Annotated in this window: 20 protein-coding genes; 16 read left to right on the forward strand and 4 right to left on the reverse strand. The window is 29.5% G+C overall.

Going from position 1 to position 16,235, the window contains the following annotated elements:
* Window positions 1-139 precede the first annotated feature (139 nt).
* Together CD116_RS00735 and CD116_RS14045 are read right to left on the reverse strand one after the other, a co-directional pair.
* Window positions 140-379 carry a transposase gene (locus tag CD116_RS00735; protein ID WP_000196389.1) on the reverse strand — a complete coding sequence of 80 codons (240 nt, stop codon included), beginning with the start codon at window positions 377-379 and terminating at the stop codon, window positions 140-142.
* Between the two features lie 40 nt (window positions 380-419).
* Window positions 420-542 (reverse strand): hypothetical protein, encoded by a 123-nt coding sequence (locus tag CD116_RS14045; protein ID WP_256123531.1) that lies wholly within the window; start codon window positions 540-542, stop codon window positions 420-422.
* A 172-nt stretch (window positions 543-714) separates the two neighbouring features.
* Here CD116_RS14045 and CD116_RS00745 point away from each other — a divergent pair, with 172 nt between their 5' ends.
* The 4 genes from CD116_RS00745 (at window position 715) to CD116_RS13690 (ending at window position 2,880) form a co-directional block, all read left to right on the forward strand.
* Window positions 715-1,281, forward strand: coding sequence for a Pycsar system effector family protein (locus CD116_RS00745; protein ID WP_000429938.1), 567 nt, complete (start codon window positions 715-717; stop codon window positions 1,279-1,281).
* A gap of 2 nt (window positions 1,282-1,283) precedes the next feature.
* Entirely contained in the window at window positions 1,284-2,033 is a 750-nt protein-coding gene (locus CD116_RS00750; RefSeq protein WP_047548321.1) for an adenylate/guanylate cyclase domain-containing protein, read from the forward strand.
* A gap of 44 nt (window positions 2,034-2,077) precedes the next feature.
* Window positions 2,078-2,290, forward strand: a complete 213-nt coding sequence (locus tag CD116_RS00755; RefSeq protein ID WP_000592131.1) for a hypothetical protein — start codon at window positions 2,078-2,080, stop codon at window positions 2,288-2,290.
* 431 nt (window positions 2,291-2,721) lie between these two features.
* The gene (locus CD116_RS13690) at window positions 2,722-2,880 is read left to right on the forward strand and encodes a hypothetical protein (RefSeq protein ID WP_000628288.1); all 159 of its coding nucleotides are present in this window, start codon (window positions 2,722-2,724) and stop codon (window positions 2,878-2,880) included.
* A gap of 166 nt (window positions 2,881-3,046) precedes the next feature.
* Here the strand turns inward: CD116_RS13690 and CD116_RS00760 are convergent, their stop codons facing one another.
* On the reverse strand, window positions 3,047-3,454 hold the full coding sequence (locus CD116_RS00760) for a carboxymuconolactone decarboxylase family protein (RefSeq protein WP_047548324.1): 408 nt from the start codon (window positions 3,452-3,454) through the stop codon (window positions 3,047-3,049).
* Between the two features lie 100 nt (window positions 3,455-3,554).
* Between CD116_RS00760 and CD116_RS00765 the strand changes: the two genes are divergently transcribed.
* Together CD116_RS00765 and CD116_RS00775 are read left to right on the forward strand one after the other, a co-directional pair.
* A complete protein-coding gene (locus CD116_RS00765) occupies window positions 3,555-3,968 on the forward strand; it encodes an Lrp/AsnC family transcriptional regulator (protein WP_000998780.1) in 414 nt (137 codons plus the stop codon).
* A 61-nt stretch (window positions 3,969-4,029) separates the two neighbouring features.
* Window positions 4,030-4,503 (forward strand): GNAT family N-acetyltransferase, encoded by a 474-nt coding sequence (locus CD116_RS00775; protein ID WP_047548327.1) that lies wholly within the window; start codon window positions 4,030-4,032, stop codon window positions 4,501-4,503.
* A gap of 107 nt (window positions 4,504-4,610) precedes the next feature.
* On the opposite strand, the gene CD116_RS00780 is transcribed toward CD116_RS00775, so the two are convergent.
* A complete protein-coding gene (locus tag CD116_RS00780) occupies window positions 4,611-5,597 on the reverse strand; it encodes a tRNA dihydrouridine synthase (protein ID WP_000662031.1) in 987 nt (328 codons plus the stop codon).
* A gap of 313 nt (window positions 5,598-5,910) precedes the next feature.
* Between CD116_RS00780 and CD116_RS00785 the strand changes: the two genes are divergently transcribed.
* The 10 genes from CD116_RS00785 (at window position 5,911) to CD116_RS00830 (ending at window position 16,233) form a co-directional block, all read left to right on the forward strand.
* Complete coding sequence (locus CD116_RS00785; RefSeq protein WP_047548330.1) at window positions 5,911-6,114, forward strand: DUF6007 family protein; 204 nt, start codon at window positions 5,911-5,913, stop codon at window positions 6,112-6,114.
* A 49-nt stretch (window positions 6,115-6,163) separates the two neighbouring features.
* Window positions 6,164-6,460: a TfoX/Sxy family protein gene (locus CD116_RS00790; RefSeq protein WP_047548333.1), complete on the forward strand. Its 297-nt coding sequence runs from the start codon at window positions 6,164-6,166 to the stop codon at window positions 6,458-6,460.
* Window positions 6,461-6,796: 336 nt separating this feature from the next.
* A complete protein-coding gene (locus CD116_RS00795) occupies window positions 6,797-7,399 on the forward strand; it encodes a hypothetical protein (RefSeq protein ID WP_047548336.1) in 603 nt (200 codons plus the stop codon).
* A gap of 267 nt (window positions 7,400-7,666) precedes the next feature.
* Window positions 7,667-10,819: a DEAD/DEAH box helicase gene (locus CD116_RS00800; RefSeq protein ID WP_047548339.1), complete on the forward strand. Its 3,153-nt coding sequence runs from the start codon at window positions 7,667-7,669 to the stop codon at window positions 10,817-10,819.
* A gap of 33 nt (window positions 10,820-10,852) precedes the next feature.
* A complete protein-coding gene (locus tag CD116_RS00805) occupies window positions 10,853-11,584 on the forward strand; it encodes a methyltransferase domain-containing protein (protein WP_047548342.1) in 732 nt (243 codons plus the stop codon).
* A gap of 154 nt (window positions 11,585-11,738) precedes the next feature.
* Window positions 11,739-12,221 (forward strand): hypothetical protein, encoded by a 483-nt coding sequence (locus CD116_RS00810; protein WP_047548345.1) that lies wholly within the window; start codon window positions 11,739-11,741, stop codon window positions 12,219-12,221.
* 206 nt (window positions 12,222-12,427) lie between these two features.
* Window positions 12,428-13,414, forward strand: coding sequence for a phosphatidylinositol-specific phospholipase C (locus tag CD116_RS00815; protein WP_047548349.1), 987 nt, complete (start codon window positions 12,428-12,430; stop codon window positions 13,412-13,414).
* A gap of 220 nt (window positions 13,415-13,634) precedes the next feature.
* Window positions 13,635-14,405: a tandem-type lipoprotein gene (locus CD116_RS00820; RefSeq protein WP_047548352.1), complete on the forward strand. Its 771-nt coding sequence runs from the start codon at window positions 13,635-13,637 to the stop codon at window positions 14,403-14,405.
* A 64-nt stretch (window positions 14,406-14,469) separates the two neighbouring features.
* Complete coding sequence (locus tag CD116_RS00825; RefSeq protein ID WP_047548354.1) at window positions 14,470-15,240, forward strand: tandem-type lipoprotein; 771 nt, start codon at window positions 14,470-14,472, stop codon at window positions 15,238-15,240.
* A 228-nt stretch (window positions 15,241-15,468) separates the two neighbouring features.
* A complete protein-coding gene (locus CD116_RS00830; RefSeq protein WP_047548357.1) occupies window positions 15,469-16,233 on the forward strand; it encodes a tandem-type lipoprotein in 765 nt (254 codons plus the stop codon).
* The last annotated feature ends 2 nt before the right edge of the window (window positions 16,234-16,235 follow it).

Genomic DNA, 16,235 nt, shown 5'->3' on the forward strand with positions numbered 1-16,235 from the left:
AATAGCGTAATCAAAAACATTATCTCTACTTACTTTTTGTTCATCATTTGTATCTTCTTCTGTTTTAGATTGATCTTGACTATTATTTTGAATTTGATTCGATTGATTTTCATTATTAGGTGTTTCATTAGTAGAATGACTACTTTTTTCGTCCCATGATCAGCGCTTCTTGCTTTAAAATATCGTTCTCTATCCTTAAATGTTGGACTTCTTTGCGTAATTTAATCAGCTCTTTTTCTTCATCTGATAGGTTATCTTGATGATTGAATAAACCAGTGTTTTGATGTTGCTTTATCGATTTCCTAGGTTTACCATTTTTATATAATCTACCCATTTGTAACTTAAACTCTGAACTAAATGATCTTATTTCTCTTGTCATAATAAAACCGCCTACTTTCTTAAATTAACAATATCTATTCTCATAGAATTTGTCCAATTAAGTGTAGACGATTCACATCTTTTACATCTTTCGTATCCATATTTCCAATTATTGCTTGCAACCACGTCTCCAATTGCTGTTCATCAAATAATCCATTTCTCATTTTTAAATATTTATATCTTAAGAATTATGAATATATAGAGAACGTAAGTTCTTGATTTGTTATAATTATTTGTAATAAGAGTTTTCATAATAAAGTAGATTGTAAAATAGAAATTTAAATTATGAAAATATTAGTTTTTAATTTTTTATAATTCAAAAGGATGATTAATCTGATGGAAAACAACAATTTAAAAAATGAGCTTTTAAACGAGTTAGATAGGCATTTAGAGTGGATAAAGAGTTGTGATACAAAAGCTTCAATTGTTTTAGCAATGTTAGGAGTTTTTATTGTTACTATTTCTTCTAAATTATTCTTAGATAGTCAAAAAGAAATAGTATTAAACGCATTGAACAATATAAATTTTTCGAATTTAATTTATTTAATATTTGAAGGAGCGGTCTATTTTTTATTTTTTGATGGAGTATTTAATATAATTAGGGTGCTTTTTCCCCAGTTAAGAAAATCTGTTAAGGCATATAACGGAATAGAAAATGACTCCTTATATTATTTTGAAAGCATTTCAAGCAAGACTTATTCTGAGTATAAAAAGCAAAGAATTAATAGAACATCAGAAGAAGAAATCCATGATATTTTATCACAGATTTATATAAATTCAAAAATATCTACAAAAAAATATCATTTTTATAAGAAAGGATTAGCATTGGTACTTTGGGGGATTTTAGGAATTTTAACTTTGCATTCTATCGGTATTATTTTAGTTAAAGCGGGAGGTTTTTAAATATGAAAATAAGAGGCTATGATTACAAGTCAAGAAAGAAAAAAGTTGAAGAAATCTTAGAGAATACTAATTTTATAAATGAAGTGAAAAGATTCCCTAATAATGATAATTTTACATATGAGAATGGTTATAAAGCTTGGCTTAGTGCAATTTTTATAGATTTAAGAAATTCTACTAAATTATTCACAGAAAATAGTGAAGTAGATGTTGCCAAGGTGATTAGAGGCTTTACGTCTGAAGTTATAGAGATTTTACAAAAGGATACTCAAGATAATGAATTGAAAGAAATTGGTATTAGGGGAGATTGCGTATTTGCTGTATATTCAACTGCTAGCAAAGAAGAAATATATGATGTCTACCAACGTGCAGTTTACATTAATACCTATTTAAAAATGTTGAATAAATTATTAGATAAAAGAAATCTTCCAAATATCAAAGCAGGTATTGGTTTGGCTGCAGATAAAAATTTGGCAGTGAAGGCAGGTAGAAAGAGTTCAGGTATAAATGATTTTGTATGGATTGGAAAAGCAGTAACAACAGCGTCAAATTTAGCAGATCTTGGTAATAAAGAGGGCATTTGTCCCATTGTAATGTCAGGAACTTTTTACACTAATTATATTGATGTTGAAGAGAATGAAAATTCAAAAAATTGGTGGGAAAAAAATCATGATTACCAAAACGGTACATATTACCATGGAAATATTGTATTTACAGAATTTGATGAATGGATTAAGTCAGGTATGATTGATTAAGGTTTAATAATGTTTTGAAATGGTTTAAATAAGAGTTGAATATAGTGATAAAGAAATTAGACAATTTAGATTATGAATCAATAGAAAAAATTTCCAATATATGGTTAAATTCTAATTTGGAAGCTCATGATTTTATAAAACGTGAGTATATGAGTGGTAGTCAAATCATTATTAAGACATTAGATTTGAACTGTGATTTTACTATTATTAAAAAACAGTTGAATGGGATAGTTAATGATATATTTTTACTAAAATAATATTAAAGATTTAAAATTATAAAGATATTAATTATGATTAGTGGTTTCAAAATGTTGTTTTTTAGAGGTTTAAGATTGTCATAAATTTAGTTTTATTTGTTCTCATGTTCAAGTTTCTTTATATCAACTTTTATTTTAGTAAACCTTAAAGAGTAGCAACTTCAAAATTCGCATTTATATCTAAAAATAATTTTAAAATAGACATGTTTAAACAATCAAAAGTGTGCATTGTTAAATCATCATTTTCAAAAGTTTATTAGCGAAATAGATACGTAAGTCTTAAAAGTGATTAGTCGTATAACAGTAATTGCAATTTGTGAAAGTTAATTTTAAAGTTGTATGACCAATTTTTAAATAAGATTATTAGGTAAGACATAAATAGCCCTGTTAAGTGATAAACGATATAATAGTGATATATAGGAGACGATAACATGATAACTATTGATTCAAAGATTAATAAACAAATCGCTAAAAACCTTTCACTTGAAGGTATGTATGTTACACGAGAACAGCAAATACAAATTCTTCATGCAATTAATAATAAGAAAGAAATTACGAATGAACTTATTCGTAAAATCGCTTTTAAATAATGAAATATAGAGCAACTTTTCAAGAAGCATTAAAGTATCTTGAAAAGTTGCTTATTAAATAATAATTGCTCAAATAAAAAAACATATAAATGCTCTTACCAAAAAATATTCGTAACTAAAATATTTCAAAGTAATTAAAAAGTGTGATTACCCAAAAATCCATTTTTTATTCAGATAGCCTTAATATTGCTCCTAAATGTTGCTGTGCAGTAGTAAATAATACGAATGTAATTAACTCAATGATTTCTTCATCTGTCATCGTTTCTTTTAATAAACTTATACTTGATTCGGGTATGCTTTGTTTAGATTTTAAATAAACTTCAACAAAACCAATACAAAGTAGAGATTTTTCGTTTAGAAATTTATTTGTAGGACTACCTTTTGCTTTGCAATATTGACATCCGTTTTGCTGGGCCAGTAACCTTCTTAATTCCTCTTTTAATTCTTTACTTATTACCCCATCGCTACTTAAAAAATCAGATAAATTATTCCAGTATTTTAATAAGTTTTTATTATGTCCTAATAGTTTTTCAAATGGTGTGTTTCCAAAATTACTGTATTCTAATAATGTCATATCCTCATCTCCTATCTTAATGATATACATGATAAAATTGTATGGAAATAAGATTTTGAAAGTTTATATCATTAAATACTTTGAAAAGAGAGGATTTTCTTTGAATGACTTAATAAATGAAAAAATAATCAACGTTTTGTTAAATAATAGTAGAATTACTATTAATGAATTAAGTAAACAAGTGAACTTATCTGCTCCAGCTGTAAGAGAAAGGGTAAATAAACTTGAAGATCAAGGTATTATAAAAGGTTATACAATTAACATAGATTATAAGGAATTAGGTTACGATGTAGAAATATTAATTGAGTTAACTATAAAGAATAATAGATACAAAGATTTTAAAGAATTTATTTCAAAACAAGATAATGTTGAGTTTTGTTATCGTGTATCAGGAGAGGCATGTTTTGTATTTAAGGTTCGGTTGGAAAATATGGATGAAGTAGAAACATTTGTTGATACCATACAGCCATATGGGCAGACAAAATGTCAGTTTATCTTTTCATCAGTTGTCTAAACTACATGGAAAAAGTTTAATAAGCATAGGAAAGATTATTAACAGAGAGAAGTGACTTATTTTGGAATATAAATCTTACAACAAAATGAGTAATACTATTTTATCTATCTTGTTGAGTGAAAAAAATTTCGATAATAAAATGGTAGTCTCAACAGGTAGTTACATTTTGTCTGAGTTGCCATGTATTGTTGCCTATAAAAATAATGATATCATGGGGCTACTAACGTATAAAGTTTATGATGAGTACATTGAAATCATTTCTTTAGATAGTTTTGTAGAGAACAAGGGTATTGGTAGTCATTTACTTAATTATGCTGAAATAATTGCCTCAGATTTGAGTAAAAGAAGTATCCGTGTTATTACTACAAATGAAAATATTAAGGCACTCTATTTCTATCAAAAAAATAAATATAGAATTACAGACGTTATTTTTGATGCTGTAACAGAAGCTAGGAAAATAAAACCGTCGATTCCTGAAATGGGTGAAAATGGCATTGTAATTAGAGATGAAATTGTTTTGACAAAATATTTGTAATATATAAATATATTCAGCTTTAAATCACCCTAGTTTATACCAAAAAGTCTTTAACACAAACAAAAAAGGAGGAACATTAAATTCCTCCTCAACCTTTATTACTCATACTATAATTCAATTTTAACGTCTTCGTCCATTTGGGCTTCAAATTCATCTAGAAGTGCTCGTGCTTCTGCAATTGATTGTGTGTTCATCAATTGATGGCGAAGTTCGCTAGCGCCTCTTATGCCACGCACATAGATTTTAAAGAATCTACGCAAGCTCTTGAATTGTCGTATTTCATCTTTTTCATATTTGTTAAACAATGATAAATGCAATCTTAACAGATCTAATAGTTCTTTGCTTGTGTGTTCGCGTGGTTCTTTTTCAAAAGCGAATGGATTATGGAAAATGCCTCTACCAATCATGACGCCATCAATGCCATATTTTTCTGCAAGTTCAAGTCCTGTTTTTCTATCGGGAATATCACCGTTAATTGTTAACAATGTGTTTGGTGCAATTTCGTCACGTAAATTTTTAATAGCTTCGATTAATTCCCAATGTGCATCTACTTTACTCATTTCTTTACGTGTACGAAGATGAATAGATAAATTGGCAATATCTTGTTCGAAGACGTGCTTCAACCAATCTTTCCATTCATCGATTTCATAGTAGCCAAGGCGTGTTTTAACACTTACCGGAAGCCCGCCTGCTTTAGTTGCTTGAATAATTTCGGCAGCGACGTCAGGTCTTAAGATTAAGCCGGAACCCTTACCCTTTTTAGCAACATTTGCTACAGGACATCCCATATTTAAGTCAATGCCTTTAAAGCCCATTTTAGCTAATTGAATACTCGTTTCACGGAACTGTTCTGGCTTATCTCCCCATATATGCGCAACCATCGGCTGTTCATCTTCACTAAAAGTTAAGCGTCCGCGCACACTATGTATGCCTTCAGGGTGGCAAAAGCTCTCAGTATTTGTAAATTCAGTGAAAAACACATCCGGTCTAGCTGCTTCACTTACAACGTGTCGAAAGACGATATCTGTAACGTCTTCCATTGGCGCCAAAATAAAAAATGGACGTGGTAATTCACTCCAAAAATTTTCCTTCATAATATATTTATACCCTCTTTATAATTAGTATCTCGATTTTTTATGCATGATGATATTACCACAAAAGACGAACTTATACAAAAGGAATTTTAGTTGGTACAACCATCCGAAAGGGAAGTCTACGAGTAGTCTAAAATGAATGTTGTGGTAAGTTGATCAGTATACAAATCAAGGATTATCGTATTAGATTGTTCATTATTAATGATACACTACTTATGAATATGATTCAGAATTTTCTTTAGCTACATATTACAATACCGTGATTTTTACGTTATCTTATAATAAAGACAAATTTATAAAGGTGATATTTAGTATGGAAAATTTAAAACAATCTTTAAAAGGTTTAGGTTGGTGGGATTTATTTTTTGCAGTACCTATGTTTCTACTATTCGCGTACTTACCAAATTATAATTTTATAACGATATTTTTGAACATTGTTATCATTACTTTCTTTTCCATAGGTTTGATTTTAACTATGCATATAATTATAGATAAAATTAAGAAAAACTCTAAATGATTCATTAATAAGAATATGATTAAACATAATTACTGAAGGAGCGATTACAATGGCGACTGAGAAAGATGTAAATGAATTATTTTTAAATCATGTGAATTCAAATGCCGTTAAAACGAGAAAGATGATGGGAGAATATATTATTTATTATGATGGTGTGGTTATAGGTGGTTTGTATGATAATAGATTATTGATCAAGGCGACTAAAAGTGCACGTCATCAACTTCAAGACAATACATTAGTATCGCCATATCCGGGTGCCAAGGAAATGGTTTTAATTCCACACTTTGCCGAAGTAACAAATCTAAATTATTTATTTGAGCTCATAAAAAATGATTTGCAAAAGTGAAGTGGGCATGGAGAGAGAATTAAAAAAGTGGATGACTTCTTCGTTTTTCCCATCCTTTAAGCGTAACAACAACTGCTAAATATTGATGATAACGCCATCTCAACACGCATTATAAATTGCTATACTCAACTATTTTGAAAAGTATCAAGTTTATATTATCGATTTATTGTTATACACAAACAGTATTTTGTTATCATAGAGTTAATATATATAATAAATTGAAAAGTAACTTTACAAAAATTAGAATGATTCAATTTAATCATTTTTGTTTGAATTAATCATATTTGTTGGAATTAATCATATTTGTTTGAAAATAGAGGTAAGCAGGTGAACGATATGTTAATTAGTCTCGTAATCCCAGTTTTTGCTTTGTTAGTTATTGGTGGTATTATTTGGGCAATTATAGAAGGTATAGTACATATTTCAAAAAAGAATAAAGTAATTGATAACTTTTTTAACAAAGTTAATAAAGTAAGTGAGACATATAAATTCGCTACTACTTTTTTATTTCTAATCTTGGTTACCGCGGGTATTTCTCAATTTTATCTATATTATATAGTATCAGCGTTTCTTTTTTGGCTTGTCATACTTACCTTTGGTATTGCAGGTATCATTTTTTTAATGCCATATGGATTATGTTTTCTACCGTTTTATAAGCAAAAAAAGAAAAAACAGACATTTAAAAAATACATGGCTTACACTACGATTGGTTTGTCAATTTGTCTAGGCTTATCTCTAGTTTTGGTTCACACTACGAAAATTTATATGGACGAAGGTGGCGTAAGATACTATTACGGTAGTTTTGTAATGAAACAAGCGGGCGGTTATGCTTATTTAGCTTTAGCAGTACTTTCAACATTGCTAATTGTTGCGAAAAAAGCTACAAATAAAAATAAAGAAATCGAAACCGTCGACAATACAAATATAACGGAAAGATAATTAAGGGAGTGCTCATTCAGGAGTGCTCTTTTTTGATGTTCAAATTTAGTTGGTAATGAAGGAATAGAAGAAATTTTTATAGTCATTTATTGGATAATGAATTATGGTTCATATCGATTAATTTTATTAGTAAGAATTTTAAAAACATTTGTTGAATAAATAAGGTATTGATAATATATGAATATTTTTGAAAAAACACTAATATGATTAAATTATTTGTTAAAATAGCATTAAGTAAAAAACAAACAGGGAACAAGGTGGGATTTCATGAGTCAATTGGTAAATGATACGTTATCGGCTTGGTTGTTGATTGAATCTTTAAGTCCAGGAGAAGTGAATTTTACAGCGGAAGATATACTCTCAGCTGAACATTTTAAAAATGGTACAAAGCAAGCACAGCTTCAAAGTTTTGATGAATATTTTGAAATATGGAACGATGAACGTTTTATTGTATCAGAAGAAAAATCAGAGGCGGGAGAAATTATATTTAAATTTTACAGACATTGCTTCCGATATAACGAAATTAATTTGAAAATTCAGGATATTTTTGATGATTATTCAGATATTCATAACCCAAATGGGACACATTGTTATGGGTACACATTTAACACAGATAAACACGGTAAAGTGATAGTTGATTCTATACATATTCCGATGATTATGAGTGCATTAAAAGAAATTGAAAAGAACAAAAATGCCAATATAGAAGAAAAATTTAATGATTCTGTTGAAAAGTTTGTTCAAAAAGTAAAAGAAATTTTAGCAGATGAACCAATTAATGAATTTAAATTGAAGAAGATAGACAAAGCTTATGATAAGTATTTTTCTGTATTAAATTCAAAGAAAGATGGATTGTTTGCGCATTATGTAGCAATAGAATATGTGAAAGATAGTGATTTACCACAGCCAGAATTTAATAGCTTCTTCATAAGTGATATTGAGAAAGCAAGAAAATCTCCCAATCAAACTTTAATTGATTACATTGAGGGTGTAGAAGAAAGTCAACGCATAGAAGTAGATGAAAATAAAGAAATGTTCGACAAATTTTTACATCCTTCACGTTTGCCTGATGGACGCTGGCCATCACAGACTGAGTTTAGATTGTCTTTAATGCAACAACTTGCTGTAAACCAAATTACGAGTGGTAATGAAAGAATAAGTTCAGTTAATGGTCCGCCAGGCACAGGTAAGACTACTTTATTAAAAGATATATTTGCTCATCTAGTAGTTGAAAGAGGTAAAGAGTTAGCCAAACTAAATAATCCTAAAGATGCATTTGTCAAAACAAAAATTCATGAAACGGATGATAAATACGTATATATACTAAAGGAATCCATTGCCAAATATAAGATGGTAGTTGCGTCTAGTAATAATGGTGCTGTTGAAAATATATCTAAAGATTTACCGAAAATTGAAGAAATCGTAAGAAAACCTGAAAAATGTAAGTTTCCGGAATATGAAACAGATTATGCAAATCTAGTACATGAATTAAAAGACTTTGCTCAAATTGCTGAAAATTTAATTGGTGAAAGTGCATGGGGCTTATTTTCTGGGGTGTTTGGTAATAGTACTAATATTAACAAAGTATTGAATCATATGTTAAAACAGGATGTGAATGATATTGGCTTTGCTAAATTATTGCAAAATGAGAATAATCGTATGAGTTATCACGAGTTAATGACTGAATGGCAATTACATCAACGTGCATTTTTAGATGAGTTAAAGAATGTAGAAATGTTAAAAGAGGAATCTATTAAAGCTTATAATATTTATAAAAATTGTGAGTCATACTCTAAGCTTGAACATGAACTAAATAGCGAAAAAATGAATGTTAAGGAAAAATTAAATCATTTAGAAATTCAAATATCTTGTGACAATAAAGAAATTGAAGATTTGGATGATCGGATTAATTATAATACTAAGCAACTTGAAACTTTAAATGAGTTGATTAAATCCATCAGAGATAGTAACAAAGGGTTTGTTAACAAACTGAAGACGATTTTTAATTCAGAAGAAGATGAAAGTTATAAAAAACATAATACAGAGAAGCAACAATTATTAGGACAACAGTTAAAGTTAGAAAAATGTAAAAAAATTAAACATGAACACCTTGTTAGCAAACTAAAAGAAAAAGACATAGTAATTAAACAATTAGCTAAATTACAGTCGCAATTAGACGAGTTAAACATTCAGTTACAAGAGTTAGAAGCATATCGCGCTGAGTCAAAAATTAAAATTCCAGAAAAAGATTTTTGGAGTGAGAACAATTATGATGATCGACAAGTAACTAATTTATGGACGAGTGATGAGCTTCAGTACAGACGTGCCATGCTCTTTTTGAGAGCAATGATATTACATAAATTATTATTGATTGCTAATAATACGACTATTTATTATGCGATTAATGATTTTAAAGATAGAAGAAAATTAATTGATGCAAATCCAGATAAAGTATATAATGCATGGAATGTTATGCATTTAATATTTCCAGTTGTAAGTACGACGTTTGCAAGCTTTAAATCTATGTATGGGGGCATACCAAAGGATTTTATAGACTACTTATTTATCGATGAAGCAGGACAAGCAATACCTCAAGCAGCGGTGGGAGCATTATTTCGATCGAAAAAAGTTGTAGCCGTAGGTGATCCGATTCAAATTGAACCTGTTGTTACTTTAGAAAGTCATTTAATTGATAACATTCGTAAAAATTATCATGTTCCGGAGTATCTAGTTTCTAAAGAAGCTTCTGTGCAGTCTGTTGCTGACAACGCTAATCAATATGGCTTTTGGAAATCTGATGCTACTGACAGTAATCAAAAAACATGGATAGGCATACCTTTATGGGTGCACAGACGATGTTTAAAACCTATGTTCACGATAGCTAATCAAATTGCTTATAATAATAAAATGGTGCTACCTAGTAATATTACAAACGTAGGTAAGACCGGTTGGTATGACGTTAAAGGAAACTCAGTACAAAAACAATTTGTGAAAGAGCATGGCGAAAAAGTATTGGAATTACTAGCTGATGATTGGATTGAAGCAATTAAGGAAGGTAAAAATGAACCGAGCTCATTTGTAATATCGCCTTTTTCAGCAGTACAGCAACAGATTAAACGTATGTTAAAGCAACAACTATCGACTAGAATTGATATTGAACGTACAAAAATTAATCAATGGGTCGATAAATCCATTGGTACTGTTCATACTTTTCAAGGTAAAGAGGCTCAGAAGGTGTATTTTGTAATAGGTACTGATCATACCCAAGATGGTGCTGTGAACTGGTCATGCGAAAAACCAAACTTGTTAAACGTTGCAGTGACAAGAGCTAAAAAAGAATTTTATGTAATTGGTGACATGCAAAGAATACAGACAAAACCATTTTATGAAACCATATTTAAAGAAAAAAATGTAGATTAACATACAAAAAAGTTTCTTGAGGGAGTTATTTTCATGCAAAATAGAAATGATTTTATAGAAAAGCTATTAGACAGAGCTCAAATTAAAGAAGGTATGCGTGTACTGGATATAGGTTGTGCGACTGGTGAGGTCACTCAATTAATTGCAAAACGTGTGGGGGCGAATGGTGAAGTCGTCGGTGTTGATGTGAATGAATCATTACTTAAAATTGCAAATGAAAACAATCAATATAACAATGTATCATATCGATATTCTGATATATACCAATTGCCAGAAACTATGGGGCATTTTGATGCGATTGTTGGTAGAAGAGTATTGATGTACTTACCAGATGCTGAAAAGTGTTTACAAATTTTGAAATCAATTTTAAAACCTGAGGGTATATTATGTTTTCAAGAAAGTGATGCTATTAATACAGGTGTTGGTGCAGATGCACTATCTTTACACCAATCAGCAATTCAATGGATTTGGGAAACAGTGAAGCAAGAAGGTGGCAATATTCATATCGGTCAAAATTTATATAATTTGCTTCATAATAATGGAATGAATGTTGTAGATTATTTTGCAGAGGCAGTGATTCAAACGTCAATGGACAATGATTTAGCATGGCTTGTAGATGTGATGCTACCAAGAATGAAAGCGCATGGTGTTATTAATGATGATTTTTCACTAGATGAGTTTAAATCAAATCTTGAACACGAAGCAATAAATAATCAGTGTGCATTTATACGTGACATGGCTTTTGGTATTATTGGAAAAGCGTAGTCTAAAAAATGCTGAAAGCAGCATACTATTATCGACAGTGTTTTAATTTGTGAAGTTATTAATGGAATTTGAAATGACAGCATTTCTATAGGCTAATCAAGTGATACTTAATTACCGAGCAATTTATACATTTTAAAAGGAGTAAAATTGAATAATGAAGAAATTTAACAACTGGATATTAAATGCAATAAGTGGATCTCAAAAAGACAAGAATGGAACAACTGAAGAATTAAAAGGGGCAAAATTTATCATTTTATATGCATATTCAATGCTCGTTTTGCTTGCGTTAGTAATTTCTAACATATTCATTCACATTTTGGAGCCTAAACTATCAATCACCACTCAAATCATCATCGTTTTGATTTTAATTGAATCACTAATTGGACTACGTTTCTTGAAAGTGTATGATGTTAGGCGTGGCAAAGATAAAGAAAATAAGAAAAATAGTAAGGATTTCGTTAAACTAAAATCAATTTTAGTAGCAATTTTATTTACATCATTGGCGCTGACAGCAGGCACTGTAGCTGATATATACGGTGTCGATGACTTAGGAAATACTAGAAGTGATTTAATCGTTTGGAGTATAGGCGGCATTATATTTGGCCTCGTATGTTACACAATGGAAGACAAAAAATAATGATAAGGAGCTGGCGATTATAAAGCTAGCTCCTTAAATTTTACGTACAACTATAAAGTTAAATTACATGGTTTTGAATCATACGTCATTAATTTCTATAATTAATACGCTTAAATATTGTTTAAATAAGTTTTAAAATTTTACACATATTTTTATTTAAAAAAGATGTATAATTAATGCATTAAATATAGAAAGAAGTTGATGTTATGAAAAAGTGTATTAAGACTTTGTTTTTAAGTATCATTTTAGTAGTGATGAGTGGTTTATATCATTCAGCACATGCGTCAGATTCGTTGAGTAAAAGTCCGGAAAATTGGATGAGTAAACTTGATGAAAGCAAACATTTAACTGAGATTAATATGCCAGGCTCACATGATAGTGGCTCATTCACTTTAAAGGATCCAGTAAAATCGGTTTGGGCAAAGACTCAAGATAAAGATTACCTTACGCAAATGAAGTCAGGAGTCAGGTTTTTTGATATTAGAGGTAGAGCAAGTGCTGATAATATGATTTCAGTTCATCACGGCATGGTTTATCTGCATCATGAACTAGGGAAATTTTTAGATGATGCTAAATATTACTTGAGTGCTTATCCAAACGAAACAATTGTGATGTCTATGAAAAAGGACTACGATAGTGACCCTAAAGTTACGAAGACATTTGAAGAGGTTTTTAGAGAATATTATTATAATAACCCGCAGTATCAGAATCTTTTTTACACAGGAAATAACGCGAATCCTACTTTAAAAGAGACAAAAGGTAAAATTGTCCTATTCAATAGAATGGGTGGTACATACATAAAAAGTGGTTATGGTGCTGACACGTCAGGCATTCAATGGGCAGACAACGCGACATTTGAAACGAAAATTAATAATGGTAACTTAAATTTACAGGTACAAGATGAGTATAATGATTATTACGATAAGAAAGTTGAAGCTGTTAAAAATTTATTGGCTAAAGCTAAAACTGATAGTAACAAAGACAATGTATATGTGAATTTCTTGAGTGTGGCGTCTGGAGGTAGCGCATTTAATAGTACTTATAACTATGCGTCGCATATAAATCCTGAAATTGCAAAAACGATTAAAGCAAATGGGAAAGCTAGAACGGGTTGGCTGATTGTTGACTATGCAGGATATCCGTGGACTGGATATGATGATATCGTAAGCGAAATTATAGATAGTAATAAATAAGGATTAAATAATGACATTAAGACGAGTATGAAAATAGTTAGATTCTGATTATTTTCAATACTCGTTTTTATTTTGAAAATAAGTAATAATTCAACAATATTATAAATTGAACAGATTGTTTGTGAAATTTTTGATAATATTAAAGTGAAAAAGTGTTATAAATTGATATTAATATGTAATTTTCAAAAGTAAATCATTTTAAAAAGAAGAGAGTTGTAAGATGATGAAACGATTAAACAAATTAGTGTTAGGCATTATTTTTCTGTTCTTAGTCATTAGTATCACTGCTGGTTGTGGCATAGGTAAAGAAGCGGAAATTAAGAAAAGTTTTGAGAAGACATTGAGTATGTATCCGATTAAAAATCTAGAAGATTTATACGATAAAGAAGGTTATCATGATGACGAATTTGATAAAAATGATAAAGGTACATGGGTTGTTCGTTCGTCAATGTCGATTCAACCTAAGGGAAAAGATATGAATGTAAAAGGCATGGTTATATATATGAATAGAAATACAAGAACAACAAATGGTTATTACTATGTTGATGTTATAGAAAGAGAGGATAAAAGTATACATCGTGATAACGAAAAAAGATATCCGGTTAAAATGGTCGATAATAAAATCATGCCAACAAAAGAAATTAAAGATAAAAACATAAAAAAAGAAATCGAAAATTTTAAGTTCTTCGCGCAATATGGCAATTTTAAAGATTTGTCTAAGTACAAAGATGGCGATATTTCAAATAATCCAGAGGTACCGAATTACTCAGCTAAATATCAATTAACTAATGATGATTATAATGTAAAGCAATTACGTAAAAGATATGATATACCGACGAATAAAGCACCGAAGCTGTTGTTGAAAGGTACAGGAAATTTAGAAGGTTCATCAATTGGATACAAAAAAATTGAATTTACTTTCGTAGAGAAAAAGGGGGAAAATATATATTTTAGTGATGGGCTACATTTTAATCCAAGTGAGGATAAATAATCATGATTCGATCAAATTATGAAATCGATCCAAGAAAAACAATAAAAAGAAATAGGATTGTGAAATGATGAAACGATTAAACAAATTGGTATTGTACATTAGTTTTTTGATATTAATCATCAGTATCGTTGCTGGTTGTGGCATGGGTAAAGAAGCGGAAATTAAGAAAAGTTTTGAGAAGACATTGAGTATGTATCCGATTAAAAATCTAGAAGATTTATACGATAAAGAAGGTTATCGTGATGACGAATTTGATAAAAATGATAAAGGTACATGGATTATTGGTTCTGAAATGGCAACTCAAAATAAGGGTGAAGCTCTGAAAGTTAAAGGTATGGTCTTATATATGAATAGAAATACAAGAAGTGCAAAAGGATTTTACTATGTTAATGCAGTAAAGAAAGATGAAGATGGTAGACCTCAGGATAATAAAATAGAATATCCGGTTAAAATGGTAGACAATAAAATCATTCCAACTAAAGATATCAAAGACGAAAAAATAAAAAATGAAATTGAAAACTTTAAGTTCTTCGCGCAATATGGCAACTTCAAAGATTTAAAAAAATATAAAGATGGAGATATATCATTTAATCCAGAGGTGCCAAGTTATTCAGCAAAATATCAATTAACCAATGATGATTATAATGTAAAACAATTACGTAAAAGATATGATATACCAACAAATAAAGCGCCAAAGCTGTTGTTGAAAGGTTCGGGAGACTTAAAAGGTTCATCAGTTGGATATAAAGACGTTGAATTTACTTTTGTGGAGAAAAAAGGGGAAAATACTTTTTTTACTGATAGTTTACATCTTGAACCAAGTGAGGATAAATAATCATGACTAAAATTGATCTAGGAAAAATAATTTGAGAATAGTCAAATTATAATTAATCTACTACTCGTGTTATTTCAAAATAAGTAATAACATAAATGAATAACAATATTTTATATTTAATAGATTGCTTGTATAATTTTTGATAATATTAAAGTGAAAAGTGTTATAAAATGTTGGATATATGTAATTCACAAAAACAAATTATATAAAAAAGAAAGTTGTGATACGGTGAAGCACTTTAAAAAAATAGTTTTATGTATTAGTTCACTATTTTTAACAATTTTTATTGGGGGTTGTGGTATGGGTAAAGAAGAGGAAATTAAGAAAAGTTTTGAGAAGACATTGAGTATGTATCCGATTAAAAATCTAGAAGATTTGTACGATAAAGAAGGTTATCGTGATGACGAATTTGATAAAAATGATAAAGGAACGTGGACTATTAGTTCTGAAATGGCAATTCAGAAAAAGGGAGAAGCATTAAATATAAAAGGTATGGTTTTGAAGTTAAATAGAAATACAAGGAGTGCAAAAGGATTTTATTATGTTAATGCGATAAAGAAGGATGAAGATGGAAGACCTCAGGATAATCAAATAGAATATCCTGTTAAAATGGTCGATAATAAAATCATTCCAACAAAAGAAATTAAAGATGAAAACATAAAAAAAGAAATCGAAAACTTTAAGTTTTTTGTTCAATATGGTAACTTTAAAGATTTGTCGAAGTACAAAGATGGAGATATTTCATATAATCCAGAAGCGCCGATTTATTCAGCTAAATATCAATTAACGAATGATGATTATAATGTAAAACAATTACGTAAAAGATACAATATACCAACGAATAAAGCGCCAAAGTTATTGTTGAAAGGTTCAGGTAACTTAAAAGGTTCATCAGTTGGATACAAAAAAATTGAATTTACTTTTGTAGAGAAAAAAGGGGAAAACACATACTTTACTTCTAACCTACATTTTAAACCGAGTGAGGATGAATAATC

The sequence above is a fragment of the Staphylococcus schweitzeri genome, from assembly GCF_002902405.1.
Lineage (GTDB): Bacteria > Bacillota > Bacilli > Staphylococcales > Staphylococcaceae > Staphylococcus > Staphylococcus schweitzeri.